Origin of the sequence: Haloarcula sp. R1-2 (assembly GCF_011627385.1) — an archaeon.
GTDB classification, from domain to species: Archaea; Halobacteriota; Halobacteria; order Halobacteriales; family Haloarculaceae; genus Haloarcula; species Haloarcula marismortui.
Genome location: NZ_JAANTG010000001.1, coordinates 1,479,956 through 1,504,698, shown reverse-complemented (window position 1 = coordinate 1,504,698; position 24,743 = coordinate 1,479,956). Strand labels below are relative to the sequence as shown.

General features: G+C 65.5%; 22 protein-coding genes. 14 read left to right on the top strand and 8 right to left on the bottom strand.

The window, feature by feature from the left end; translation table 11 throughout:
* Positions 1 to 105: 105 nt before the first annotated feature.
* Positions 106 to 2,181: an NAD-dependent DNA ligase LigA gene (gene ligA, locus G9C82_RS07690; RefSeq protein WP_127013769.1), complete on the top strand. Its 2,076-nt coding sequence runs from the start codon at positions 106 to 108 to the stop codon at positions 2,179 to 2,181.
* Positions 2,182 to 2,338: 157 nt separating this feature from the next.
* Positions 2,339 to 4,537: a PAS domain S-box protein gene (locus G9C82_RS07685; protein ID WP_127013768.1), complete on the top strand. Its 2,199-nt coding sequence runs from the start codon at positions 2,339 to 2,341 to the stop codon at positions 4,535 to 4,537.
* 168 nt (positions 4,538 to 4,705) lie between these two features.
* On the opposite strand, the gene G9C82_RS07680 is transcribed toward G9C82_RS07685, so the two are convergent.
* From G9C82_RS07680 to G9C82_RS07670, 3 genes are all read right to left on the bottom strand, one after another.
* Positions 4,706 to 5,710 carry an ABC transporter permease gene (locus tag G9C82_RS07680; protein WP_011224588.1) on the bottom strand — a complete coding sequence of 335 codons (1,005 nt, stop codon included), beginning with the start codon at positions 5,708 to 5,710 and terminating at the stop codon, positions 4,706 to 4,708.
* The gene (locus G9C82_RS07675; RefSeq protein WP_007189665.1) at positions 5,707 to 6,645 is read right to left on the bottom strand and encodes an ABC transporter ATP-binding protein; all 939 of its coding nucleotides are present in this window, start codon (positions 6,643 to 6,645) and stop codon (positions 5,707 to 5,709) included. Before G9C82_RS07675 ends, G9C82_RS07680 begins: the two co-directional genes overlap by 4 nt.
* A 95-nt stretch (positions 6,646 to 6,740) precedes the next feature.
* Complete coding sequence (locus G9C82_RS07670) at positions 6,741 to 7,016, bottom strand: hypothetical protein (RefSeq protein ID WP_007189664.1); 276 nt, start codon at positions 7,014 to 7,016, stop codon at positions 6,741 to 6,743.
* A 233-nt stretch (positions 7,017 to 7,249) separates the two neighbouring features.
* Between G9C82_RS07670 and G9C82_RS07665 the strand changes: the two genes are divergently transcribed.
* Genes G9C82_RS07665 through G9C82_RS07645 form a run of 5 tightly spaced genes read left to right on the top strand, consistent with a single transcriptional unit; the run spans position 7,250 to position 14,098 of the window.
* Positions 7,250 to 10,036, top strand: coding sequence for a transglutaminaseTgpA domain-containing protein (locus G9C82_RS07665; protein WP_127013767.1), 2,787 nt, complete (start codon positions 7,250 to 7,252; stop codon positions 10,034 to 10,036).
* Positions 10,036 to 10,635, top strand: a complete 600-nt coding sequence (locus G9C82_RS07660; RefSeq protein WP_127013766.1) for a hypothetical protein — start codon at positions 10,036 to 10,038, stop codon at positions 10,633 to 10,635. Before G9C82_RS07665 ends, G9C82_RS07660 begins: the two co-directional genes overlap by 1 nt.
* A gap of 2 nt (positions 10,636 to 10,637) precedes the next feature.
* Positions 10,638 to 12,026, top strand: coding sequence for a DUF58 domain-containing protein (locus G9C82_RS07655; protein WP_127013765.1), 1,389 nt, complete (start codon positions 10,638 to 10,640; stop codon positions 12,024 to 12,026).
* Between the two features lie 2 nt (positions 12,027 to 12,028).
* On the top strand, positions 12,029 to 13,642 hold the full coding sequence (locus tag G9C82_RS07650; protein WP_127013764.1) for a hypothetical protein: 1,614 nt from the start codon (positions 12,029 to 12,031) through the stop codon (positions 13,640 to 13,642).
* Between the two features lie 45 nt (positions 13,643 to 13,687).
* On the top strand, positions 13,688 to 14,098 hold the full coding sequence (locus G9C82_RS07645) for an SHOCT domain-containing protein (protein ID WP_127013763.1): 411 nt from the start codon (positions 13,688 to 13,690) through the stop codon (positions 14,096 to 14,098).
* A 4-nt stretch (positions 14,099 to 14,102) separates the two neighbouring features.
* Here the strand turns inward: G9C82_RS07645 and G9C82_RS07640 are convergent, their stop codons facing one another.
* Positions 14,103 to 15,056 (bottom strand): MoxR family ATPase, encoded by a 954-nt coding sequence (locus G9C82_RS07640; RefSeq protein WP_127013762.1) that lies wholly within the window; start codon positions 15,054 to 15,056, stop codon positions 14,103 to 14,105.
* A gap of 143 nt (positions 15,057 to 15,199) precedes the next feature.
* Here G9C82_RS07640 and G9C82_RS07635 point away from each other — a divergent pair, with 143 nt between their 5' ends.
* The 3 genes from G9C82_RS07635 to G9C82_RS07625 all read left to right on the top strand — a co-directional run bounded on the left by G9C82_RS07635 (position 15,200) and on the right by G9C82_RS07625 (position 18,111).
* Complete coding sequence (locus G9C82_RS07635) at positions 15,200 to 16,486, top strand: O-acetylhomoserine aminocarboxypropyltransferase/cysteine synthase family protein (protein ID WP_127013761.1); 1,287 nt, start codon at positions 15,200 to 15,202, stop codon at positions 16,484 to 16,486.
* Positions 16,483 to 17,691: a homoserine O-acetyltransferase gene (gene metX, locus G9C82_RS07630; protein WP_004964781.1), complete on the top strand. Its 1,209-nt coding sequence runs from the start codon at positions 16,483 to 16,485 to the stop codon at positions 17,689 to 17,691. Before G9C82_RS07635 ends, metX begins: the two co-directional genes overlap by 4 nt.
* Before the next feature lie 117 nt (positions 17,692 to 17,808).
* A complete protein-coding gene (locus G9C82_RS07625; RefSeq protein ID WP_004964778.1) occupies positions 17,809 to 18,111 on the top strand; it encodes a rubredoxin-like domain-containing protein in 303 nt (100 codons plus the stop codon).
* A 24-nt stretch (positions 18,112 to 18,135) separates the two neighbouring features.
* On the opposite strand, the gene G9C82_RS07620 is transcribed toward G9C82_RS07625, so the two are convergent.
* The gene (locus G9C82_RS07620; RefSeq protein WP_127013760.1) at positions 18,136 to 18,693 is read right to left on the bottom strand and encodes a hypothetical protein; all 558 of its coding nucleotides are present in this window, start codon (positions 18,691 to 18,693) and stop codon (positions 18,136 to 18,138) included.
* 89 nt (positions 18,694 to 18,782) lie between these two features.
* Between G9C82_RS07620 and G9C82_RS07615 the strand changes: the two genes are divergently transcribed.
* From G9C82_RS07615 to G9C82_RS07605, 3 genes are all read left to right on the top strand, one after another.
* On the top strand, positions 18,783 to 19,667 hold the full coding sequence (locus tag G9C82_RS07615) for a ketopantoate reductase family protein (RefSeq protein WP_127013759.1): 885 nt from the start codon (positions 18,783 to 18,785) through the stop codon (positions 19,665 to 19,667).
* Between the two features lie 218 nt (positions 19,668 to 19,885).
* Entirely contained in the window at positions 19,886 to 21,061 is a 1,176-nt protein-coding gene (gene dgoD, locus G9C82_RS07610) for a galactonate dehydratase (protein ID WP_127013758.1), read from the top strand.
* Positions 21,062 to 21,158: 97 nt separating this feature from the next.
* A complete protein-coding gene (locus G9C82_RS07605) occupies positions 21,159 to 21,818 on the top strand; it encodes a DUF502 domain-containing protein (protein ID WP_007189652.1) in 660 nt (219 codons plus the stop codon).
* A gap of 20 nt (positions 21,819 to 21,838) precedes the next feature.
* On the opposite strand, the gene G9C82_RS07600 is transcribed toward G9C82_RS07605, so the two are convergent.
* The gene (locus tag G9C82_RS07600) at positions 21,839 to 22,771 is read right to left on the bottom strand and encodes a branched-chain amino acid transaminase (RefSeq protein ID WP_004964767.1); all 933 of its coding nucleotides are present in this window, start codon (positions 22,769 to 22,771) and stop codon (positions 21,839 to 21,841) included.
* Between the two features lie 214 nt (positions 22,772 to 22,985).
* Between G9C82_RS07600 and G9C82_RS07595 the strand changes: the two genes are divergently transcribed.
* Complete coding sequence (locus tag G9C82_RS07595; RefSeq protein ID WP_127013757.1) at positions 22,986 to 23,216, top strand: hypothetical protein; 231 nt, start codon at positions 22,986 to 22,988, stop codon at positions 23,214 to 23,216.
* Positions 23,217 to 23,352: 136 nt separating this feature from the next.
* On the opposite strand, the gene ribB is transcribed toward G9C82_RS07595, so the two are convergent.
* Together ribB and G9C82_RS07585 are read right to left on the bottom strand one after the other, a co-directional pair.
* Positions 23,353 to 24,027, bottom strand: a complete 675-nt coding sequence (gene ribB, locus G9C82_RS07590) for a 3,4-dihydroxy-2-butanone-4-phosphate synthase (RefSeq protein ID WP_127013756.1) — start codon at positions 24,025 to 24,027, stop codon at positions 23,353 to 23,355.
* Positions 24,014 to 24,712: a DUF120 domain-containing protein gene (locus tag G9C82_RS07585; RefSeq protein ID WP_127013755.1), complete on the bottom strand. Its 699-nt coding sequence runs from the start codon at positions 24,710 to 24,712 to the stop codon at positions 24,014 to 24,016. The genes ribB and G9C82_RS07585 overlap by 14 nt, the downstream gene beginning before the upstream one ends.
* Between the last annotated feature and the right edge of the window lie 31 nt (positions 24,713 to 24,743).

Sequence of the window (24,743 nt, the reverse complement as noted above, 5' to 3'; positions counted from 1 at the left end):
CGGTCTGCCACAATACGTGTCCCCGCTCGACACGAAGTGCCTTTTGCCGGCTCTGAGATACGGAGCAGAGCCGTTTTTGTACGCGAGACGTAACACTCCTTCAGTATGACCACTGCCGAGGATGTCGCCGGGAACCCCTATATTTCAGACCCGCGGACTGACTTCGAGTCCGTTGAGGATGTCGACGCCGAGACCGCCCGCGAGCAAGCCGACCAGTTACGCGAGGCGCTCCGCTATCACGACTACCGGTACTACGTCGAGAACGACCCAGTCATCGGTGACCGGGCTTACGACGCGCTGTTCTCCCGGCTTCAGAGACTTGAATCGGCGTTCGATCTTGACACTGACGGCAGTCCGACCCAGCGCGTCGGCGGCGAGCCACTGGACGAGCTCCCCGATGTCGAACACGTCGCCCGGATGGGCTCTATCGATCAGGGCGGCGAGGAAGCGGACGTACGGGAGTTCGACAGCCGAGTCCGCAATGGCCTCGACGGCGACGTGCAGTATTTCTGCGAACCAAAGTTCGACGGCCTCTCTGTCGAGATTGTCTACGAGGACGGCGTCTACCAGCGAGCCGCGACGCGTGGCGACGGCGAGGTCGGCGAGGACGTGACCGAGAACGTCCGGACCATCTCCAGCGTCCCACAGCGACTCCGCGGTGACTACCCCGACTTCCTGGCTGTCCGGGGCGAGGTGTACATCCCACGGGACGCTTTCACGGCGTTCAACCGCGAGCGCGTCGAGCGCGGCGAGGACCCCTTTGCGAACCCCCGCAACGCCGCCGCCGGGACGCTCCGCCAGCTCGACCCGTTGGTGACCGCAGAGCGCCCGCTGTCGATATTCTTCTTCGGCGTCCTCGACGCCTCGGTCGACTTCGAGAGCCACAGCGAGCTGCACGAGCGGTTCCCCGAGTGGGGACTCCGGGTCTGTGACCGGACTGCCGTCGTTGACGACATCGACGCCGCCATCGACTACCGAAACGAGCAGCAGCAGGCCCGCGACGACCTCGATTACGAAATCGACGGCGTCGTCATCAAGGTCGACGACATGGACGCCTGCGACGACCTCGGGTCGACCGCCCGCGCCCCACGGTGGGCCTTCGCCTACAAGTTCCCGGCCCGCAAGGAGGAGACGACGGTGCGGGACATCGTCGTGCAGGTCGGCCGGACCGGACGGCTCACCCCGGTCGCGCTCATGGACCCCGTCGAGGTCGGCGGCGTCACCGTCTCCCGTGCCTCGCTGCATAACCCCTCGCTCATCGCCGACCTCGGCGTCGACGTGGGCGACCGCGTCCGCATCAAGCGAGCCGGCGACGTCATCCCGGATGTCGTCGAAGTGCTTGACGACGACGGCGACGGCCATTTCGAGTTCCCGGAGACCTGTCCGGCCTGTGACAGCCCCGTCGAACACGATGGCCCGATGGCGTTCTGCACCGGTGGCCTCACCTGCCCCGCCCAGCGCGAGCGCAGCGTCGAGCACTACGCCAGCCGCGACGCACTGGATATCGAAGGCGTCGGCGAGAAGGCCGTCCAGCAACTCCTCGACGCCGGTCTTGTCTCGGACCCCGCGGACCTGTACGACCTCACCGTCGAGGACCTCACCGGTCTGGAGGGCTGGGGCGAGACCAGCGCCCGGAACCTCGTTGATGGGATGGACAGCGCTCGGGAGCCGCCACTTGCGGATTTCCTCGTCGCGCTGGGTATCCCCGAAGTCGGGACTGTCACGGCCCGAAACCTCGCACAGGAGTTCGGCACGTTCGAGGCGATACTCGACGCTGCCGACGAGGGCGACACCGACGCCTTCGAGGCCGTGCCTGACGTTGGTCAGACCGTCGCCCGCTCTATCGTAGAGTTCTTCGAGGGTGAGGGGAACCGCGCCGTCATCGACCGCTTGCGCGACCACGTCGACCCGCAGGCCGCCGAAGAAACTGGCGGTGATGCACTGTCGGGCCAGACGTTTGTCTTCACTGGCTCGCTCGACGGCTACACCCGCAGCGACGCGCAGGAACTGGTCGAGCGCAACGGTGGGTCAGCGACGAGCAGCGTCTCCGGCAACACAGACTATCTGGTGCTTGGCGACAACCCCGGCCAGCGAAAACAGGACGATGCAGCCGAACACGGCGTCGAGACGCTCACCGAGGACGAGTTCGAAGAACTACTGGACGACGCTGGTGTGCTGTGAGAGGCGGGTCGAACGGTCCCGAGTGAACCGCTGTCGGCCTAGCGATAGCTTCGGACGTACGCTCGGACCAATCAGTCACGCTATCATCCGTCTCGTGTCCGGTCCGTTGTTGACCCTATCTATTTTGTTCGCGTATTGTTATAGTATTTGGAAGACTATGGACTTCGCCGCTGAGACAGTCCGCGTTCTTCACGTCGACGACAATCCGGACCTCGTGGACGTGACGGCGACGGTGCTCGAACACGAGGACGACCGATTGTGTGTCGAGACCGCGACAAGTGTCGATGCGGCGATGGAGCGGCTCTCCGTCGAGCGCTTCGACTGTATCGTCTCGGACTACGACATGCCGGACCAGAACGGAATCGAGTTCCTCGAAGCCGTTCGTGAGGGCCACGGTGACCTCCCATTCATCCTCTATACCGGGAAAGGCTCCGAAGAAATCGCGAGCGACGCGATCTCTGCTGGCGTGACCGACTACCTCCAGAAGGGGCCAGGCACCGAGCAGTACAAACTGCTCGCGAACCGGATTTGCAACGCCGTCGACGCGAGCAGGTCCCGGCGAGAGCTTGACGAGCGAACCCGGCGATTGGAGTCGCTCATCAGCAGCCTTCCGGGGATGGCCTATCGCCGTCTCAACACACCAGGCTGGCAGATGGAAACCGTCGAGGGCGAGATCGAATCTCTCACCGGCTACACGGCTGCAGACTTTGAAACTGGGGAGACAGCCTGGGCCGACGACGTGCTCCATCCGGAGGACCGCGACCGGATCTGGGAGACGGTCCAAGACGCGCTCGCGGCCCAGAGTGAGTTCGAGGTGACCTATCGGATTATCACTGCCGACGGCACCAAGAAGTGGATGTGGGAACACGGACACCGAGTTCCGGGGCCAGCGGACGAACCGGACATACTTGAGGGGTTCATTACGGATATCACCGACCTCCGGGAGCGAGAGCGCAAACTGGAGCGATACAAGCGGATGGTAAACACGATGCCGGAATCGGCCTGCATCTATGACACAGAGGGGCGGTTCGACCTCGTCAACCAGTATCTAGCCTCGTTCTACGGAACGACAAGAGACGAACTGGAGGGGGAATCGAGTAGCCTCCTGCCGAAGATCCGGAGCGAGTACGAGGGAGACCCGTATCAGGACCTAATCGACGGTGAACGCGACGAACTCCATGGGGAGGTGAGCGGCGAGTTCCCCGGGCATGGATACGAGGTGCTGGAGTACCGGCTCACGCCGCTTGTGATCGACGGGACGGTTGAGGGCGTGGTCGGTGTCACCCGCGAAGTGACTGAACAGCGGAAACACGAGATGGAAATCGCCAGACAGCGGTCGATTCTCAAAGCACAGCAAGAGGCAGTGATCGACGGGATACTCGTCGTCGATGAAGACGATACCATCGTCTCTTACAACGAGCGGTTCGTCGACATGTGGGATATCCCACGGGACATTGTCGAACGTGGCGACGAGGAAATCGCCTTGGAGTGGGCAATGGAACAGGTCGCCGAACCAGAGGCGTTTCGCGTGGATGTCGAGGCACTGTATGAAGACCCCGAGACGACCGCCAGAGACGAACTCGAACTCGCCGACGGTCGCGTCTTTGACCGCTATACGGCACCCGTCGTCGCTGAAGACGGGACGCGGTTTGGCCGACTGTGGGCCTTTCGAGACATCACGGACCAGACCGAGCAAAAACGGGAGTTGGCCCGACAAAACGAGCGCCTCGAAGAGTTCATTCGTGTTGTCTCTCACGACCTTCAAAATCTGCTACAGGTGGCTCGCAGCCGACTGATGCTCGCTCACGAGGAGTGTGACAGTGCGCATCTGGACTCCCTCGATAATGCGCTCCAGCGGATGAACGACATCGCCGACGACGTCCTCAGGCTGGCCCGAGAGGGAGTCGATATCGGAGTGACAGAGCCCGTCGATCTCCGGGAGATGTCCGACGCCGCCTGGACAATCGTCGCGGACGGCGACGAAGCCGCAGAGCTACGGTATGCGGCCGACGAGAACCGTGAGTGGATCGTCGAGGCCGACAGCGACCGACTGTCTGGCCTGTTCGAGAACCTCTTCGGGAATGCAATCGAACACGGCGGCCCAGGTGTAACCGTTTCGGTCGGGCTCCTCGACGACAGAACAGGGTTCTACGTGTCCGACGATGGCCCGGGTATTCCCATCGACAAGGGCGAGAAGGTGTTCGAGGCAGGTTACTCGACCGCCGAGGACGGGACCGGCTTCGGGCTCCGGATCGCCAGACAGATCGCCGAGGTCCACGGCTGGGAGATCCACGTCACCGACAGTGAAGACGGGGGCGCTCGGTTCGAAATCACTGGTGTCGAGTTTTCCGAGTGACGAATCCGTTGTGACGCTATGGTACTCCCTGTCGGAGCCGTTGTGAACCAACACGCGTCCGGTCGCCGACGGCAGGCGACCGGTTTGGTACCCGTCGGACTGTTGCTATCGCCGTTCGTTATGGTTGCAAAAACGTCGCCGGAACGAGACCGCCGACAGCGACGACCGTTACAGGTCCTTGTTCTCGAAGACGTAGTAGCCGGCGACCAGCGGGACGACCAGCCACAGCAGGAGGTAGCCGATAACCGCGACAGTGCTGTACTGGGGCGGCAAGGCGGCGTTGGCACACTCGGCACCGGTCTGTGTTATTTCGAGTGTCCCACCTAGCATTTCCTCACACGTCACCTGCGGGTTCGACGTCAGGAGGAGCCGGGAGCGGATCGGCGTCCCCTGCAAGACCTCCTGGACGAGCGTGCGGTACGCCGCGATGGGGCTCAGGAGTGAAACGAACAGTTCGACGTGGAGCTGAGTCACCTGGCCAATGTTCGCGTGGTCCGATAGCAGGTTTCCGAGGCCTGCCCCGAGGTTCGACCAGAACACCTGCAGATAGACGTAAATCCCGAGCGACGCTGCCATCGCCCGGCGCGCGGTCTTCAGCGCCGCCGAGAGGCCGATCGCGAACGCCGTGAACACGACGCCGTACGCCATCGTGGCGAGCGCGAACAGCAGGAACGACTCCCACGCGATCTCGATCTCCGACGGGAGTATCACTAGCAGGGTCGTCAGGAGTCCGACTGTCACCGGGATGAGCGTGATGGCGCTCCGGCCGACGAACTTGCCGGCGAGCAGTTCACCGCGCGTGTACGGGAGCGACAGCAGTATCTTCAGGGAACCGCGCTCGCTCTCCCGGGCAATCGCCGCGTAGCCGATGACGATTGCCACAGCTGGGAGCAGCGGTGCCGCAATCGGCAGCGCAAAGCGGACGTACGCGTCTGTCGTCAGCGACGCCCCGGCTTCGGCGAACTGCTGGCCGATGTTGAAATACAGGCCCAGCACCGCCGGTAGCGCGAACAGCACGATGAAAATAAACGAGAGTACCCAGATCCACGGCGAGCGGACCGTGTCACGGAACTCCTTTTTGGAGATGGGGTACCAGTCGGCGAACTCGGAGTTCTTGATGCTCGTATCGATGTCTCCGAGGACGCGTTTGACGGGGTTTTGCTCGGCGCTCATACGTCGGCCTCCGGCCGGTCCTGTTCTTGCTGTTCGGTGTAGGCGGCGAACACCTCATCCAGCGAGGCCTCCTCGGTCTCGAAGTTGGCGACCTCGCTCCCGCTTTCCTCGACAGCGTTGAGGACGGCCATCTTCGCGTCGCTGTCACAGCCGATAGTGAGCGTCGTTCCATCCGCGGTCACCGTCGAGACCTCGTCAAGCCCTTCGATAGCCGCGACCGCGGCGTCGGTGCCGTCGCCGTCGGCCAGCGTCACGCGGAGGACGGTGTCCCCGGCGGCGGCCTCGCGCAGCCCGGCAACGCTGTCTTTCGCAATAAGGCGACCGTTCTGGAGGATTCCAACTGTGTCACAGACGGCCTCGACCTGACCGAGGATGTGACTGGAGAAGAAGACGGTCGCGCCGCGCTCGTTCTCCTCGCGGATGAGTTCCCGCATCAGCCGGGCCCCGTTCGGGTCCAGCCCGGTCGTCGGCTCGTCGAGAATAAGGAGGTCGGGCTCGCCGACGAGTGCCATCGCCAGCACGAGACGCTGTTGCATCCCCTTGGAGTAGCCGCCGGCCTTGCGGTCGATGGCGTCGGCGATGCCGACCCGCTCGGCCAGTTCGTCGGGGTCTTCGTCGGCATCTTTCGATTCGATCACAAAGGAGAGGTGCTGGCGACCGGTGAGCCGGTCGTACACGTCGTAGCCTTCGGGGAGGACTCCAGTGCGGGCACGAATTCGCTTCGGTTCTTCGTGGATGTCGTGGCCGAGCACCGTCGCCGACCCGTCGGTCGCGCGGACGAAATCAAGGAGGATGTTAATCGTCGTCGACTTCCCGGCCCCGTTCGGGCCGAGGAAGCCGAAGATTTCGCCCTCCTCGACGGTGAGGTCGACCCCTTGCAGCGCGGTGAGACTCCCGAACTGCTTGGTGACGCCATCCAGTTCTATCGCTGCCATACGGCCGGTTTGTGACGGCCGCCTGTATAGTCTTTCGTGTTCCAGTTATCAATCAAAAAACTCGATAGACTGTCCCTAGCTGTCGAAGCGCTCGCTTACACTTCGGCGTCGGGGTCGTGGCGCTCGGCCATCCGTTGGGCCTCCGTGGCGTAGCGCTCCCGCGTCTCCTCGTCGGTTACGGGTTCGAGCTTGTCGACCTCGACATCCGTCGCTGCCGTAATCCGTTTCCGTCTGAGCAGGTTCGGTGAGAGCTGCTTGGTCAGGTGGCGGTCGCCCTCCGGGGGCGCGTAGATGAGCGTCACCATGCGCTCGTCGCCGTAACTGGAGCGTTCGACCAGCCAGCACTGGACCGTCTCCTCGTCGTCGGTCATTGCTGTGTCGTTTGCGTGCCGGCGGTTTATATCTTACAACCCCCTCTCGAACCGCCGTCACCGGGTCACGTTCAGCCCTTGTTCGATGTCCGTGTCGTCAGAACGGAACCGAATAACGGTCGCCGACGTATCGTAATTTCAGTGGCCGCGATAACTGCAGTGACTGGCAGCGCCGTCTCCGCCGCTGACAGCAGATTTATGCCGACAGCGACGGGACAGTACGACAATCCGACGTGGGCTCCGACGACTCGCCGTTCGACGATGTATCGGCAGACCGGGACTACCTCCGTGTCCTCCTCACTGCCGTGTGTGTCATTGCCGTGGTGTTGGCGACGGCGACGCTCCCGATTCTGGCACCCGGTGGGACACAGAGCCCGATGGAGTCTCTTATTCCGCTCCCGCAGGAGAACCCCTTCGGGGAGGCTGGGGGGACCTCGACTGGCGGCAGCGGCAGGCAACTCGGCGCGCTGAACCCGGGCAGCCAGACCAGCGTTGGCGGCTCGCTCGATAGTGGCGACAGCGGCGACAGCCCGTATCAGTCACAGGACACGGAGCCGCATTTCACCGTCACGAGTTCGGAACCGGCGTACTGGCGGACTGGCGCATATGAAACCTACACCGGCACGGGCTGGGACGGGCAAGCGGACCCGCAGGCCTATCAGGGACCGATGGCGGTCGACGGGATGGCCGACTCGACGGTCGATTACGAGGTGCAACTGGCCAAGTCCGCCACGTCGCTGCCGACCGTCTGGCGGCCGAAATCGGTGTCCCGGGACGACGTGATGGTCACCGAGTACGGCGCGGTCACGTCCGAGCGACCGCTCCCTGCCGGAACGACCTACAGCGCGACCAGCGTGACACCCCCCGACGACCCAGAGGTGCTACGAACGAGTGGCCGCGACTACCCTGCGGACATCGAATCACGCTACACGGGCGTGCCGGCGTCAACCTCGGCGCAGGTGGGCCCGTTCACCGACCGGCTGACCGAAGACGGCGACTCGCCCTATCAGACCGCGGCGACCATCGAGCAGTGGCTAGAGGCAAACAAGAACTACTCGCTGAACGTCAGCCAGCCGCCCGAGGACGACGTGGCCTCGGAGTTCATCTTCCAGATGGACAAGGGGTACTGCGAGTACTTCGCCACGTCGATGGTGGTGATGCTGCGGAGTCAGGATATCCCGGCGCGCTACGTCGTCGGCTACTCGACTGGCGAGCGGACCGGCCAGAACCAGTACACTGTTCGCGGGATGAACGCCCATGCGTGGGTCGAGGTGTACTTCGAAGGCGTCGGCTGGGTGAAGTTTGACCCAACGCCGGGACAGGAGCGCCTTACGTCCGAACAGCAGGCGATGCAAAACAGCAGTCAGGACTACAGCGCCGCGGAGTCCGGAAGCCCCGACGAGGAGTTCGCCGTCGGGACGCCGGCGGGCGAGCCACAGACCGAGACCCCGACCGACGGAGGTGGACAGGAGTCTGGCGGTGACGAAACTGAGGGCACTGAGACCGGTGCAGACGGGACCGGTGACAGCGACGGAACTGGCGACTCGGGCGACGGACAGACGGTCTCGCAGTCCGGTGAGTTCATCGTCGAACTCAATCGGACGGCGACGCCGGGCGCGGCGGTGGCCGCAACGGTAACCCGCGACGGCGCACCGGTCGAAGGCGCGACGGTCTCGTTCAACGGTGAGCCGGTCGGAACGACGGGGCCGGCCGGCACCGTTTCCGGGACGGTCCCCTACGAAGCCGAACTGACGATTACTGTCGATGTAGCCAGCGATGCGGACCCACTCATCGCTCCGTCGGTCCCGCGTGACAGCGCTCGTTCCTTCGCTATTACTGGCCCACAGGCCCAGCAGTCGACGAACGCGAGCTATGAACTGAACACGACTGCGTCGGTGAGCATCACCGGCGAACAGGTCACTGGTAGCGAGGTGACCGTTACCGCGACTGTCGACGGCGTGCCAGTGCGGGACGGTGATGTGCTGCTTGACGGTGAGCAGGTGGCGACGACGGACCGGCAGGGCCGCGCAACCGTCGCGCTCCCGACCAAGCCCGGAAACGTCTCTGTTGCCGTCGAGCGCGACGCCGTCAGCGGGAACACGACTGTGGTGCTTGCACGGCTTTCCGTAGCAACGTCGCCGTCGCTCCCGCTGGCCCTCCCCGTCGCTGGCCAGACGGTGAACGCGACGATGGACGGGGACCCGGTCACGAACGCCACCGTTACCGTCGGCGGGGAGCCGACAGCACGGACCGGCGCGGCCGGTCAGGCAACGGTCGGGATGCCGTTTGCGGCCAGCGCCGAAATTTCAGTTTCGAAATACGGCCAGACGGCCACGACGACCGTCAATGGCCTGTTCGTCAACGCCGCGGGCGTCGTGCTGAGTCTGGGTGTTCTCCTCGCCGGGACGGTCGTCGGCGCTCGACGGCGGAACGTCACGCCGGGGACGCTATGGGGCTGGGTTCGGGCCGCACGCGAACTCGCCGTCGGGGCGCTCGTCGGCGTTGCGGTGGTGGCCGATGACCTGCTGGGTCGCTTCCGAACGCGACTTGAACTCACTGCCGCGGCGCTCCGTGATCTGTTCACCGGCCACCGGTCGCCGACAGCGTTGCTCGACGCGTTGCGAGCGTGGATTTCTGAACGCTTTGCAGCGGCCGAAGACGCAGCCAGCGATGCGGTGGCGGCTGTCTCTACGACTGAATCAAACGGGGACAACGGAACGCCCGCCGCCCGCGTCACCATCCGCGAGGCGTGGACGCGCTTCCTGACCCACGTTTCCCTCCGGCGGTACTGGACGCGGACACCCGGCGAAATCGCGACCCACGCCATCGAACGGGACGGCCTCCCGCCGGCCGCGGTACGGACGGTCCGGGACGCGTTCCGGGCGGTCGAGTACGGTCAGCGGGACCCACAGGAGCACGTCGCGGCCGTCGAGGACGCGATACGGCACATCGAGACGGCCGCCGGGCAACAGTCCAGCGCGACCGACGACACTGACGACGCGACGGAGGGGCGGCCCTGATGCGCCTGCGAACGGTCGTTTTCGGAACTGTGGGGCTGCTGGCGACCGGGGTCGCGGCCTCCCTCGTTTTCGCGCCGACGGCCGCCGGCGAGTCGCTTGTCGCCGTGCTCGGGAGTGTTGCCCCGACAACCATCCTCCTCGCTGGCAGTCTGACCGTTGGACTCTGTGCGGTCCTTGCCGGCTGGCTCGGTGGGCTTCTGGGCGGTGGCTCACCGACCGCCTTCGACGTGGCCGTCGACAGCCCGCCGGAAGACGTGACAGCGACGGAGAGTCGGCTGTTCGCTGCCGACATCGACGCGGCCATTGACGACGCCGTCGCTGGCGACGACGCGGCGATGGACACGGTTACCGAGCGACTCACCGCGGCAGCGACGACGGCCTATGCCATTGGAGCTGGTGTCTCGCAGGCGTCCGCACAGCAGGCAGTTCGTGCGGGGACGTGGACCGACGACGCCGTCGCGGCGGCGATGCTGTCCCCGACGGAGCCACAGTCGCTGCTGGCCCGGCTCCGCCTGTGGCTCGACCCGGAGAGCGAGCGCCGCCGCCGCATCCGCCGGACGGTCGACGCTATCGAGCGGGTGTCGGGGGGTGAGCGCTGACGATGCACCGCCGCGTGCGGCGCTGGAGCGGCGGCCTCGCGGCCGCGCTGTTTCTCGTTAGCGTCTCGCTTTTGACCGCCGAGCCGCTGTTGCTTGCGGCGACCGCAATCCCGCTCATCTACGTCGCCTACGGCGCGCTCTCGCGGATGCCGGCGGGAACCGATTTGCAAGCAACACGGTCCGTTTCTGACGCCCAGCCCACGCCGGGCGAGCCGGTCGCGGTCGAACTCACCCTCACGAACACCGGCAGCAGTTCGCTGACCGACGTGCGGGTCATCGACGGCGTGCCCGAGGAACTGCCAGTCGTCGAGGGGTCACCGCGGCTCTGTACCTCGCTGCGGCCCGACGAGAGCGCGACGCTGTCCTATGCCGTGATGGCAAAGCGCGGAACCTACACGTTCGACGCCGCCGCGGTGCGGGTGCGGACGCTGTCGGCCAGCGACGAGGTAACTGTCGACCTGCCCGTGGCCGGCGACGGGACGCTGACCTGCTCGAACACCGTCTCCGAAGTTCCGATGGCCGACGCCACGCTCCCGCGGGCGGGAACGCTCCCGACCGACACCGGTGGGAGCGGGCTTGAGTTCCACTCGACGCGGAGCTACCAGCCCGGCGACCCGGTCAACCGCATCGACTGGCGGCGGTACGCAAAGACCGACGAGCTGACCACCATCGACTATCGGGAGGAACAGGCCGTCAGGACGGTGCTGGTTGTCGACGCTCGCCCGCCGGCCCGCGTGACGCCAGAGCCGGGATTCCCGACAGGAGCGGAGCTGTCTGCCTACGCGGCCGAGCGCCTGTTCGACGCGCTCTCCCGAACTAGCGTCGTCGCGAGTGTCTGTGCTGTCGGCTTGGCCTCCGAGGATGTCCCCGGCGGACTCGGCCCCGACGGGCTGGCGTGGGTCGACGCCTCTGGCGGTCACGCGGCCGCCCACGCGAGACAGATATTCGATAGCGTGGGCCGCGCCGCGGCTCGGCAGTCAGACGCCGATTCGGCCGGTGACGCTGATGTGTCCGAGGACGACCAACCAGAGCAGCCCGGAGGCGAAGCTACGAGGGCGACGACGGCCGACGGTGGGACCATCGAGGACCCGGCCCTGCTCGCGGTGCTCGCTCGGCTCCCGCCGACCGCGCAGGTAGTCGTGTTCTCCCCGGCCGCCGACGACTGGCCTGTCTCGCTGGTGTCATCGCTCTCGGTCCGTGAGTACCCGACGACGCTCGTCAGCCCGTCGCTGGCCCGCGGGGACTCGCTCGGCGCGGCTGTCGCGAGTACCGAGCGCACCGCCCGGCTCCAGCGGGCCGAACTGTCCGGCGCGACCGTCATCGACTGGGACCTCGACAGCCCAATCGACGTGGCGCTCCGCGCCTCGCTCGCCGACCTGTTCAGCGTGTAACAATGGACGACACAATCTCGCTTCCGACCCGGATGCCCTGGACCAGCCTCGCCACCGTCGTCGGCGTGACGGCGCTGCTGGTCGCGGGACTGCTGGGAACCGTTTCCGCCGACCGGGCCGCGCTCGTCGGTGTGGCCACCGGTGTTTTGCTGGCACTGTCGCTGTGGCTGAGCGGCTGGGACCGCTGGCAGGCGGTTGGAACTGTTCTGGCCAGCGTCCTTGCGCTACCAGTGGCCGTCGGGCTTTCCCTCGCCACTGGCGGCACGGTCGTCTCGCTCGGTGCCGAACTGTTCCCCGTCACTTCCCAAGCTGGCGTCCGACCGGCGGTCGTCACGTTGCTGTCGCAAGTCATCGTTGTCCTTGGCTGCCTGACCGCCGTCTTCGGCGCGACCGCGGCCACCCGCGGCGTCATCGACACCGAGCGGGTGGGGACCTACGGTGGCGTCGTCGTGCGGACGACCGCTGTTCCGTTCGCTGTTGCCCTCGTACTGTTCACGCGGGGGGCTGTCGATTTCTTGCAGTCCAACGCCGGAACGCCGGGCGTCCAGCAACTGACCGGCGAGGCCCTCACTCAGGTGCTGGAACCGATTTTCGACCCGGTCCCCGGCCGAACGCATATCGCCATTTTCAGTCTGTTGCTCGCCCTTGCCGCCGCGGCGCTGGCCCGCGGACTCGACGCCTTGCCGCTTTCCGAACTCGTCCCGGAAACGAGCGACGCGCCCGATGTCGACAGGGCTGTCGCCGTCGTTGAGCGAACGTTTCGATGGACGGGCCGGCTCGCCCTGCTGGTCGCGCCGGTCGCCGGGCTGTTCGAACTGGGCCTCGGTCAGGAATCACTGGCCGGACTGCTCCCGGCTGGGCTGTACGACTTCATTATCGCCGTCACGGCAGCGCCGGGCCTTCGTGGCCTCCTCTGGTGGCTGTTCCTCAGTGGGACAGTCGTCTCGGTGGCTGTCTGGTTCCTCCGGCGGACGGTCCAGAGTTCGGCCGACCGCGTGGGGACCGTCCTCGCGCCGTACGTTGGCGGCGGCGTCATCACGCTCGCCGTGGTGGCGGTCGCGGGGCCGGCAGTCGATGCCATCGAAACGGCGCTCCGGGCGACGCCGGCCGCGGCGGCCGTCGAACAGTTCTTCGTTCCAATACTGGACGTATACGGCCCCGAGACCGTCACACTGGCGCTGGCCGTCGTGGCGCTGTTTTCGCTCATCAGTGTCGCTGGACAGCTGTCGGTGGCGCTGGCGACGAGTTATCTGCGCGAGCGGACGGCCGGCGTCACGCTCGCCGCGGCCGGCCTGTTCGGTGCGAGCGCCTTCGCTGCGACGCTTTCGACGCCGACGTGGCTGGTGCTTGCGGGCCTGGTCGGTGCCGTCGTCGTCTGGGACGCCGGGTCCTTCGGGACGACGCTGGGACACGAGGTCGGGAGCGGGGCCGCGACGCGCCGCACCGAACTCGTCCACACCGGCGGGACCGTCGCGGTGGGCGGCGTCGGCGCGGCGGCGACGGCGGGGCTGTCCGGCGTCGCCCGTGGCTCTATTGCTGTTGAGCCATCGGTCGCCGTGGCCGGCCTCGCGGTCTGTCTCGTCGCCGTGCTGGCGCTGGTGGCCGCGATACGGTAGGACCGCACCGAACAATACATTGTGGTGTGGTGACAAGTCTGCAGTATGACCGACCGGTCCCCGCTGCGACGGGCCAGAGACAACGCGACGGAACTCGCCTCTCTGGCAGTCACCGGGTTCTGGCTCGTTGCCCTCGTGACGGGTCAGGAGTGGTGGCTCGCGGCGCTGCTCGTCGGATACATGGTGGTCGTCCCGCTGACGGAGTTGCTGTACGGCGATACGGACGAGGAGGCAGCAGATGCTGATGAAGTCGAGTCAGCGCTGTCAAGCGATGCTGACGACGAAACACCGCTGGAACGACTGCGCCGCCGGTACGCCGACGGGAAACTGACCGACGAACAGTTCGAGCGGAAACTGGAACGACTGCTCGAAACGGAGACGCTGGAAGATATTGAAGACAGCGCGGCGGTCCGAGAACAGGAGCGGGAGCGACAGCGCGAGACAGAGCGAACCTGAGCAGTTAGGGACTGACGGCCGGCACTTCGACGCGGTCCAGCACGTCGTCGACGACGGTTGCCGGGTCGACGCCGCGGACGCCCGCGTCGGCGGTCAGGACGAGTCGGTGGGCGAACGCCTCCTCGACAACAGTTTTCACGTCGTCTGGGACGGCGTAGTCGCGGCCGTCGAGGACCGCGGCGGCGCGGGTCGCCTCGAACAGCCGCTGAATCCCACGCGGGGAAACCCCGACATCCACGCGGTCGTCCTCGCGGGTGGCGCGACCGAGTTCGACGACGTAGTCCCGGAGCGTGCCGTCGACGGTGACCGATTCGACAGTCCGCTGGAGCGCCAGCAGCCGCTCGCCGTCGATGACGCTGGTGACGCTTGGTGCCTGTGCGGTCCGGTCGGCCCGCCGGTCGATGAGTTCGCGTTCGCCGCCGAAGTCGGGATACCCCATCGATGTTTTGACGATGAAGCGGTCCCGCTGGGCCTCGGGCAGTCCGAAGGTACCCTCCTGTTCGACGGGGTTCTGCGTGGCGATGACAAAGAACGGCTCGGGCAGGTCGTGGGTCACGCCGTCGACGGTTACCTGCTTCTCGCCCATCGCTTCGAGCAGCGCGGCTTGCGTCTTGGGCGGTGCACGGTTGATTTCGTCGGCCAGCACGACGTTGGCGAAGACGGGGCCAGGCTGGAAGTCGAACTCGCCGGTGGCCTCGTTGAATACGTTCGAGCCGGTGATGTCGGACGGGAGCAGGTCCGGCGTGAACTGCACCCGTTTGAAGGAGAGGTCAAGCGCCGTCGCGAACGACTGGGCAGTGAGCGTCTTCCCCGTGCCCGGCACGTCTTCGAGCAGGACGTGCCCCCGGGCGAGAATTCCGGTCATGACGGTTTCGAGGAAGTGGTCGTCAGCGATGACGGCACTGCCGACGGCGTCGAGAATCTGTCGGCTGGTTCGTCCGGCAGTGTCGTGGTCCATACCGGCGTGTAGACAGCCACCGACAAATACCCTCTCCCTCGGTTTCGCTGGCGGGCGGCCCGATTCCATGACACCCACTCACAATAAGAGAGAATTGCCGTAACTCTGAGTTATAGATAGCTAGAGATATATGCATACTGCACATGACCGACGACTACGGATTCGGGACGCGCTGTGTCCACGCCGGCCAGGAGGAACCGGACCCGGCCACAGGGGCACGCGCGCCGCCCATCTATCAGACCTCGTCGTACGTCTTTGAGGACGCCGACACCGCGGCCGACCGGTACGCCCTGAATGACGACGGCAACGTCTACTCGCGGTTCGACAATCCCACCGTCCGGATGCTCGAAAACCGCATCGCCTCTCTCGAAAACGCCGTCGACGCCGTCGCAACGGGGTCAGGGATGGCTGCACTCGACGCCGGGACGTTCGTCCTCGCGGCCAACGGCGACAACATCGTAACGGCCTCCTCTATCTACGGCGGCACCCACTCGTATTACTCCAACACCGCCAGCCGCCGAGGCATCGAGACGCGATTCGTCGACACGCTCGACCCGGACGCCTACGCTGAGGCCATCGACGAGGACACAGCCTACGTCCACTTCGAGACTATCGGCAACCCGTCGCTGGTCGTCCCGCCGATGGAGGAGATCTCCGAGGTGGCCCACGACCACGGCGTGCCCGTCTTCGTCGACAACACGTTCGGGACGCCGGCCCTGTGCAACCCGCTTGACCACGGCGTCGACCTCCTCTGGGAGTCGACGACGAAGTGGATCCACGGCTCCGGGACGACCGTCGGCGGTGTCCTCGTCGACGGCGGCTCGTTCCCCTGGGACGAGTACCCCGAGAAGTTCCCGGAACTGGGTGGCGAGAACGAGGCCTTCGGGAAGAACTTCTCCGAAGCCTTTGGCGACCGAGCCTTCTCTGTCGCCGCCCGCCAGCGCGCGCTCCGGTCGCTCGGCGACGGCCAGAAGCCGTTCGACGCCTGGGCGACCCTCCAAGGCGCGGAAACCCTCTCTCTGCGGATGGAACGCCACTGCGAGAATGCGATGGCTGTCGCCCGGCACCTCGAAGACCACCCCGAAGTCGCCTGGGTCACCTATCCCGGGCTGGAGAGCCACGAGACCCACGACCTGGCACAGCAGTACCTCTCCGGTGGGTTCGGCGGCATCGTCACGTTCGGGCTGGAAGCCGGCTACGATGCCGGTCGACGGTTCTGCGAGGAGACGGACCTCGCCCAGTTCCTTGCGAACATCGGCGATGCCAAGACGCTGGTCATCCACCCGGCTTCGACTACCCACGCCCAGCTCAGCGAGGCGGAACAGCGTGCCAGCGGCGTCACGCCGGACCTCCTCCGGTTCAGCGTCGGTATTGAGGACCCAGAAGACATCATCGCAGATATCGACGAGGCCATCGAACGAGTCACATGAACGTCGAACACAACACTGTCTCGCTTGGCGAGTTCGAGTTTGACTGCGGGGAGACGATTCCGGATCTGGAAATCACCTACGAGGCCTACGGGGAGTTCGACGGCGACAACGCGGTGCTGGTCTGTCACGCGCTGACCGGCAGCGCCCACGTCGCCGGCCGCGACCGAGTCGACAGCGCCGATCAGGCCCGCGCCTGGTGGGACGATATCGTTGGGCCGGGCAAAGCCATCGACACCACGGAGTACTACGTCGTCTGTGCAAACGTACCGGGCTCGTGCTACGGGTCGACGGGACCGAAAAGCGAGAACCCCGAGACGGGTGAGCCCTACGGCACCGACTTCCCGCCGGTCACCGTCACAGACTGGACCGAGGCCCAGCGCGCGCTGCTTGACGAACTCGGGATTCCCCACCTCCACGCCGTCGTCGGCGGCAGCGTCGGTGGCATGAACGTCATCGAATGGGCCAAGCGCCATCCGGACCACGTCGACCGCATCGTTCCCATCGCCGCGGCCGCGCGACTGGACACGCAGTGCCTCTCGCTCGACGCCATCGCCCGCCGGGCCATCACGACCGACCCGAACTGGAAGCAGGGCCACTACTACGGCGAGGACGACGAGCCGCCAAGCGACGGCCTCGCGCTGGCCCGCCAACTGGGCCACGTGATGTACCTCTCGAAGGCGTCGATGGAGCACCGCTTCGGCCGCCGCGCTGCCGGCCGGGACGCCGTCCGAACGTTCCCGACCGACGCCGCGGGCGCGTTCTTCCCGTACCGCGACGTGGAGTCGTACCTCGATTACAACGCCGAGAAGTTCACCGAGCGCTTCGACGCCAACAGCTACCTCTATCTGACACGGGCGATGGACAACTACGACCTCGCCGCCGGGTTCGAGTCCGATGCGGACGCGCTGGCGGCCTTCGACGGCGACGCGCTGGTGATGTCCTTTACCGCCGACTGGCACTTCACCACCCAGCAGGCGGAGGCGCTAGCCGACTCGCTCCGGGCGGCCGACGCGAACGTCGCCCACCACGTCATCGACTCCGACCACGGCCACGACGCGTTCCTCGTCGAACCGGACAACGTCGGGCCGCCGCTCGCGGACTTCCTCGACGCGGGCGTCGACGGTAACGCCGTCACCGACTCCGTTGTCGAGGATAGTCAGGAGAGCAATTTCGCACCCGTCCACAACAGCCTGTTCTCGCAGTAGCGACGCGAGTGCCGTTCGCCGACAGGCGGGTTCGCTCTCCCTCGGTTCGGTTCATCAATCATGCAATTCCTGATTTGCGGTAGCATTTAACACATTTCGGACCGACTAGCTCTATGTATGGCTGACATGACCACGAACATCGAAAGCGAGGAGTATTCGTTCGGCCAGACGGTGTACGACGAGGACGGGGACGCACTCGGGACCATCCGCGGGTTCGACGAACACGGCTTCTACGTCACGGTCGAGGACGGCATTGAGTCCATGTCGAGCGAGCATCTCAGCGCCGGGGCCGCGGGCGAGGCCGAACTGATGTGGCGCTGCTGGGAATGCGGTGAGATGGGCAAGATCGAGGATATTCCCGACGAATGTCCGTCCTGCAACGCACCCAAGGAGGACATCTACTACTGGCAGGAGGACTGAGGCGACGCCCGCGTGACAGGCCGTTTACGCCCGTTCGAACCGCTCGGCGTCGACCGCCCCGACGGCTTCCTGCACTGTCTCGGCGGCCGACGGCGGGAGCGAAAACCGCAGTGTCGTCCAGTCCCGTTCGAGAATCGCGCGTCCGTCGTCGTCGTAGATGGCCACGTACACCAGTGTCCCCCCGTAGACTTGTGCCAGCGCATCGAACGTTTCTGCCGTGACCGGGACTGTTCCAGTCGTGTGGGTGTCGGTAGCCGAAACAGTGGTGTGGCCCGCAATCGTCTCGACAGCGAACCGTTCCGCACCGGGGTTGTCCCGTCGCCCCAACCCGAGATGGACGAATGCTTCTGCCGGTGTTCGTGGTGACGCGTCCAGCACGGCCGCGAGCAGGTCCAGCCCGACCGGTTCGTCCGGGTCGGATAGCTCGAACCGCTGTGTGGTCTCGTCCTGTGGCCAGGTCGGACCCGGTCCGACGCCGCCACCGATGCCCTCCCACGCCGCGACGATTGTCTCGGTCAGCCGGTCGATACCGATCTCGTCGATGGCCCGAACTACCGCCTCGGCGTCGTCGGAGTCGCTCATGGCCGCTCGTTCGTCGCTCGCGGTCAAGTGCGTGCTGATTCCGGCACGTCGGTGATGGGTTTTTGTCCGGGCCGTCCCTGCCCGTCGGTATGGATATCGTCGTCGTCGGGGCCGGGAGCCTCGGCAGCCTCGTCGGTGGCCTGCTCGCTCGTGAACACGACGTGACGCTCGTGGGCCGCGAGCCACACGCGAGCAGCGTCAGTGAGGACGGTCTCTCGGTGGTGGGGACCGAGGAGTTTCGGGTTCATCCGAGCGCGCAGACGACGATTTCACAGCGTGCCGACCTCGCACTGGTGACGGTCAAGGCCTACGACACCGCTGCCGTTGCGACGGACCTCGCGGACTGCACCCTCGACGCTTGCCTCTCGCTACAGAACGGGATGGGCAACGAGGAGCGGTTAGCCGCCGAACTCGACTGTCCGGTGCTGGCGGGGACATGCTCCTATGGGGCACGCCTTCGAGAACCGGGCACTGTGGCGTTCACCGGCCGCGGCGAGGTCGTACTGGGAGAGCGCAACGGCGGCCGGTCCGCGGTCGCTGACAGCGTCGGGGCTGCCTTCCGCGCGGCCGGTATCGAGACGACCGTCGCAGCGGACATGCCGACCCGCCTCTGGGAGAAACTCGCGGTCAACGCCGGCATCAACGCCGTGACGGCGCTCGCCCGCGTGGAGAACGGCGCGCTAGCCGACTCGCCGGCTGACGCTATCGCCGCGGACGCGGCCCGCGAGACGGCCGCTGTCGCCCGGGAGCAGGGCATCGACCTCCCCGACGAGCGTGCGGTGTCGCTCGTCGAGCGTGTGGTCGACGACACCGCCGCCAACCATTCGTCGATGTATCAGGATATCTCGGCCGGTCAGCAAACCGAAATAGATGCCATCAACGGCTATGTCGCCGAGACTGCGACCGAGCGGGTCCCGGTCAACGAGACGCTTGCCGGGCTCGTCCGTACGTGGGAGCGCCACCGCAAACAGTAACTAGCCGAAACTGACTGCTACCGATGCAATAGAAGACGACCTGCGTTATCGTCGACGCCGAAAGCAGCGGCTCGTGGCTGTTCTGGAATCACACAACGACTATATACACGTCTCCTATGTGTGTCTCACATGACTCCACACACCGGCGGAGTACGGCTCAAAACGCCGCGTAATGCGCTTAATAGAACTGATTTGTATGGCGCGCGGGGGCTACTGGTATGACAGCCGACGACGCGGCCGGGAACCGCATCGTCGACTACGAACTGTTCGAGGTGCCGCCCCGGTGGCTCTTCCTTCGACTGGAGATGGCCGACGGTACTGTTGGCTGGGGCGAACCCGTCGTCGAGGGCCGGGCCCACACCGTGCGTGCGGCTGTCGAGGAACTGCTCGACAGCTATCTCGTCGGCGAAAACCCTGAGAACATTCAGGACCACTGGCAGGCAATGTACCGCGGCGGCTTCTACCGCGGCGGCCCGGTCCTGATGTCTGCCATCGCCGGCATCGACCAGGCGCTGTGGGACATCAAGGGCAAGCAACTCGGCGCGCCGGTCCACCAGCTACTGGGCGGGCAGGCCCGAGACCGGATTCGGGTGTACCAGTGGATCGGCGGCGACGAGCCCTCGGACGTAGCCAGCGCTGCTCAGGAGCAGGTCGATGCTGGATTCACAGCGCTGAAGATGAACGCGACACCCGAGATTGAGCGCGTTGACACCCCGGCCACGGTTGAGGCCGCCGCGACGCGACTCCGGGAAGTCAGGGAGGCCGTCGGTCCCGAGGTCGACATCGGCGTCGACTTCCACGGTCGCGTCACGAAGCCGATGGGCAAGCGGCTCGCGTCCGCGCTGGAGCCCTATGAGCCGATGTTCATCGAGGAACCGGTGTTGCCCGAACACAACGACGCGCTGCCGGCGCTTGCGGCCCACACCGAGATTCCGATTGCGACCGGCGAACGGATGTACTCGCGCTGGGACTACAAGGAGGTGTTCGAGGACGGGGCTGTCGACGTGATTCAGCCGGACCTCTCTCACGCCGGCGGCATCACCGAGGTGTACAAGATCGCGTCGATGGCCGAGGCCTACGACGTGGCGATGGCCCCCCACTGCCCGCTGGGCCCGGTCGCCTTGGCGTCGTGTGTTCAGGTCGACGCCTGCTCGCCCAACGCGCTCATTCAGGAACAGAGCATCGACATCCACTACAACGAGACGACCGACGTGCTGGACTACCTCGCCGACCCGTCCGTGTTCGACTACGAGGACGGGTTCGTCACCGTGCCCACGGACCCCGGCCTCGGAATCGAGATTGACGAGGCGTTCCTCCGGGAGCAGTCCCAGCAAGAGGTCGACTGGCACAACCCCGTCTGGCGACACGACGACGGCAGCGTCGCCGAGTGGTAGTCTGGTGGGATTCTCCCCTTTCCCTCGGCAGCGACTGTGTCAGTGATGGGACACAGCAAAGGAAAGGGCTCATATCCCGCGCCCGATACGTATCTGTATGGCCTCTTCAACGTCGTGGAAGCGCGATTTCGCGAGCGGCCTCATCATCCTGTTGCCCCTTCTGGTGACGATTTACGTTATCCTCTATCTCTACTCAATCCTTGCGTCGGCGGCGGTTATCCCGGCGATTGACGGCGAACTGCTAGCGGCGCTCGGACTCCCCTCGGGTACCTCGTCTGTTGAACTTGCCCGGGTGTTTACGACGCTGATTATCTTCATCCTCATCGTGTTCTCCATCGGCTATCTGATGCGGACAGCCTTCGGCGATATCGTCGAACGCGCAATCGACGACGCGATGAACCACGTGCCGGGCCTCCGGGTGGTGTACAACGCCTCGAAGATGGCGGTCGAAACGGCTGTCGGGGGAACCGAAGACCTTCAGGCGCCGGTGAAACTCGAAGTGTGGGACGGGATGCGGATGACGGCGTTCAAAACGGGACAGACCACCGACGACGGCCGTGAGGTACTCTTCCTGCCGACAGCGCCGAACATCACGACCGGCTACGTCGTCGAGGTCGAACCGCACCGCTACGAGGAAATCGATGAACGCGTCGAAGAAGCGCTGACACGCATCCTCAGCGCCGGATTCGGCGACACGGACCGTAGTAACGCGACGCCGATTCCGGTCGCCGACGAGGACGACCTCGCGGACGACTAATAGCGCCGCTCAGTGCGCTCTCAGACGTAGTGGAACCACTCTTCGCGGTCGCCGCTCTCGATCACGTCGAAGAAGGCCGACTGAAGCTCGTCAGTGACTGGCCCCTTCGTCCCCTCGCCGATCTCGTTGTCGTCGACGCTCCGAATGGGCGTGACCTCAGCCGCGGTACCGGTAAAGAACAGTTCGTCGGCGGTGTACAGCTCACCGCGAGAGATGGTCGCCTCCTCGTGAACGGTGTAGCCCATCTCTTCGGCGAGCGTGATCGCGGTGTTGCGGGTGATGCCTTCGAGGATACTCTCGGCTAGCCCGGGCGTGTAGATTTCGCCGTCCCGGACCATGAAGATGTTCTCGCCCGGCCCCTCGGCGACGTTGCCCTCCTTGTTCAGGACGATGGCTTCGGTGTAGCCGTTGCGGCGAGCCTCCTCGCCGGCGAGCATACTGTTGACGTACAGCCCCGTGGTCTTGATGTTGGTCGGAATCTGGCTGGAGGCGTGCTTACGCCAGGACGACACCATCACATCGACGCCCTCTTCCAGTGCTTCCTCGCCCAGATACGCGCCCCACGGCCACGCTGCGATAGTGGTCTTCGTCGGGCAGTCTTTCGGGCTCACGCCAAGCGAGTCGAAGCCGTAGTAGACGATGGGGCGGATGTAACACGACTCGAACCCTTCCGTCTCGATGAGTTCCGTCGTCGCCTCGGTGAGTTCGTCTTTGCTGAACTCGATGTCGAGGTCGTAGGGTTTCGCGGACTTGTACAGGCGGTCCAGATGTTCCTCCCAGCGGAAGATGGCCGGTCCTTGTTCAGTGTCGTAACAGCGAACGCCCTCGAAAACGCCGGTCCCGTAGTGCAGCGCGTGTGTGAGAACGTGCGTCTGTGCGTCTTCGAAGTCGACGAACTCGCCGTCCATCCAGATCCGGTCGGTCCCCTCGAACATCTCCGGGCGGTCGCTCATCGCACGACCCCTCCGGTGAGCTGACAGTCGCGGTGCCCGCGGGTGGTGCCTCCTGCTGTCTCGTCGTGTGTCATATCTACCCCATTGATTCCCGTGGTTAAGAGTGTTGACGATACCCCCGCGGGTCAGGGTCGCGTTGTCTCGTACGGCCAGTACGGAGCACTGCCCCGGCGAGCACAAACGCTTTAGTGGAATCTGGCCGTCCGCACCGCACATGTCCTCCCTGAAGCGGTCGCTCCACCGCAGCGTCGCTGTCCTGTTGCTTCCACTGGGCCTGCTCCTGATTCAGACCGAGGTCATCACGCGAAATCTCTCCGGTGTCGTCGAATCACCGGTGCCCGGGCTCTCTCGGGCCGTGGGTATCGCTTTGTTCACTGGAGCGACGCTGTACCTCGTCGCCAGCGGTCTCAGACAACTTGCAGCGGCGGCGGATACTCCCTTCTGACTCGCAAACCGGTCCAGTCCCGTGATTGCTGGAAATAAACACTGGCTGTCTTCTTCCCACACTGTCGGACGTTGCTCTCTCAATAATTCTGCGGCACGGAGTGGCGACTACTCTGTCTCAGCTACAGCCACCAGTATCAGTCGAACCGCTCTAGCAGGCTGGCACCTTCGACGTACACGAGGCCCTCGCGCTCGGCGTAGGCCCGTGCCGCTGCCGGGGGGAGCGCTGCTCCCGTCTCATCGTCCAGCATCTCACAGACGACAGCGGCTTCGGGCTGGTCGGCTCCGGCCGCGAGCGCGAGCGCGAGTTCGGTGTGGCCTTCGCGGTCAGCGAGGCCGCCCGGGGCCGCCCGGAGAAGGTGAACGTGGCCCGGTGACCGGAAGGCATCGCTGAACGCGTCCGGGTCTGGGTCCGCCGCGACAGTGGCCAGTTCCTGAATCGTCAGCGAGCGGTCGTCGTCGGTGATGCCGGTAAAGGTATCGCGGTGATTCACCGTCAGCGAGAACGAGGAGCGCTCGTCGTAGGCGAGGTCGTGGTCGGCCGCCGTCGGGTGGCTGAGGACCTCCTGCATGAAGGGGAGCTCTAGCGCCTCGGCAACGCGGTCCGAGAGCGCGACGCAGACGAGGCCCCCGGCGTCGTTGCGCATCCGGGCGACGGCGTCGGGGCTGACGGCCCCGGCCGGGTAGACGAGGTCGGTCTCACCTTCGCGGTCGGCGGCGTCGTGGATCAGCACCGGCTCGCCGCGGGCGAAGGCGGCGACGGCGTCGGCCACGCTGTCGGCGTCGACGGCGGTCTCCTCACTCCGAGACATGCACGATCACCTCGTCGCCGTCGGCCAGTTCCAGCACCTCGCGGAGCTTCTCGGGCGCGATTACTTCGAGTTGCTCCTCGCCGTGGTGGGTCCGCTCGGGGGCGATGACGTGGGCCGGCTCGTACTCGCCGTCGCTCCCTTCTATCGAGGCGGGGTAGCAGTACGCGGGACCGTACGTCCGCTCGTCGTCCTCCCAGCCCTCGATGGTGACGGGCTCGATGGCGCTCATCCGCGCTCGCTTGCGGACGCTTTCGGCCGTGAGTTCGAGATTGAGAGTGCCTGCAAAAGGCTCGTACCCAAGCCGTTCGATGAACTGTTCCATGTAGCCCGGGAGCGTGATGTAGTGGCGACCCTCGCCCATCCCCGAGGTAACGACCCCGGTCAGGTCGACGCTGGCGTCGGATTCGAAGATCCGTCGGTAGTCAGCGTATTCGGACTGGAGGCGGCGCTCACCGTCGCCAGTCAGCTCCACCTCCTGCCCGTCACTGACGATATCCCGGGCCAGCAGTCCGGCGTCTTCGAGCCGCTGGAGCCGCCGCGAGGCGGTCTGGTTCGAGGCGTCCAGCCGTCCGGCGAGATCGGCACAGGACACTTTCGTCGACTCATCGAGCGCACCGTCGAGGGCGAGCAGTTTCAGCGTCGCCAGCTCGTCCCGACCGACGCCCTGTCCCGTTGATTCAGCCATGCGCTGCAGTAGGGATTCCCGCCGGATAAGC

Bases quoted from the DNA above. Each gene is read 5' to 3' on its own strand.
- ligA (WP_127013769.1), top strand. From the start codon at position 106: ATGACCACTGCCGAGGATGTCGCCGGGAACCCCTATATTTCAGACCCG.
- G9C82_RS07685 (WP_127013768.1), top strand. From the start codon at position 2,339: ATGGACTTCGCCGCTGAGACAGTCCGCGTTCTTCACGTCGACGACAAT.
- G9C82_RS07680 (WP_011224588.1), bottom strand. From the start codon at position 5,710: ATGAGCGCCGAGCAAAACCCCGTCAAACGCGTCCTCGGAGACATCGAT.
- G9C82_RS07675 (WP_007189665.1), bottom strand. From the start codon at position 6,645: ATGGCAGCGATAGAACTGGATGGCGTCACCAAGCAGTTCGGGAGTCTC.
- G9C82_RS07670 (WP_007189664.1), bottom strand. From the start codon at position 7,016: ATGACCGACGACGAGGAGACGGTCCAGTGCTGGCTGGTCGAACGCTCC.
- G9C82_RS07660 (WP_127013766.1), top strand. From the start codon at position 10,036: ATGCGCCTGCGAACGGTCGTTTTCGGAACTGTGGGGCTGCTGGCGACC.
- G9C82_RS07655 (WP_127013765.1), top strand. From the start codon at position 10,638: ATGCACCGCCGCGTGCGGCGCTGGAGCGGCGGCCTCGCGGCCGCGCTG.
- G9C82_RS07650 (WP_127013764.1), top strand. From the start codon at position 12,029: ATGGACGACACAATCTCGCTTCCGACCCGGATGCCCTGGACCAGCCTC.
- G9C82_RS07645 (WP_127013763.1), top strand. From the start codon at position 13,688: ATGACCGACCGGTCCCCGCTGCGACGGGCCAGAGACAACGCGACGGAA.
- G9C82_RS07640 (WP_127013762.1), bottom strand. From the start codon at position 15,056: ATGGACCACGACACTGCCGGACGAACCAGCCGACAGATTCTCGACGCC.
- G9C82_RS07635 (WP_127013761.1), top strand. From the start codon at position 15,200: ATGACCGACGACTACGGATTCGGGACGCGCTGTGTCCACGCCGGCCAG.
- metX (WP_004964781.1), top strand. From the start codon at position 16,483: ATGAACGTCGAACACAACACTGTCTCGCTTGGCGAGTTCGAGTTTGAC.
- G9C82_RS07625 (WP_004964778.1), top strand. From the start codon at position 17,809: ATGGCTGACATGACCACGAACATCGAAAGCGAGGAGTATTCGTTCGGC.
- G9C82_RS07620 (WP_127013760.1), bottom strand. From the start codon at position 18,693: ATGAGCGACTCCGACGACGCCGAGGCGGTAGTTCGGGCCATCGACGAG.
- G9C82_RS07615 (WP_127013759.1), top strand. From the start codon at position 18,783: ATGGATATCGTCGTCGTCGGGGCCGGGAGCCTCGGCAGCCTCGTCGGT.
- dgoD (WP_127013758.1), top strand. From the start codon at position 19,886: ATGACAGCCGACGACGCGGCCGGGAACCGCATCGTCGACTACGAACTG.
- G9C82_RS07605 (WP_007189652.1), top strand. From the start codon at position 21,159: ATGGCCTCTTCAACGTCGTGGAAGCGCGATTTCGCGAGCGGCCTCATC.
- G9C82_RS07600 (WP_004964767.1), bottom strand. From the start codon at position 22,771: ATGAGCGACCGCCCGGAGATGTTCGAGGGGACCGACCGGATCTGGATG.
- G9C82_RS07595 (WP_127013757.1), top strand. From the start codon at position 22,986: ATGTCCTCCCTGAAGCGGTCGCTCCACCGCAGCGTCGCTGTCCTGTTG.
- ribB (WP_127013756.1), bottom strand. From the start codon at position 24,027: ATGTCTCGGAGTGAGGAGACCGCCGTCGACGCCGACAGCGTGGCCGAC.
- G9C82_RS07585 (WP_127013755.1), bottom strand. From the start codon at position 24,712: ATGGCTGAATCAACGGGACAGGGCGTCGGTCGGGACGAGCTGGCGACG.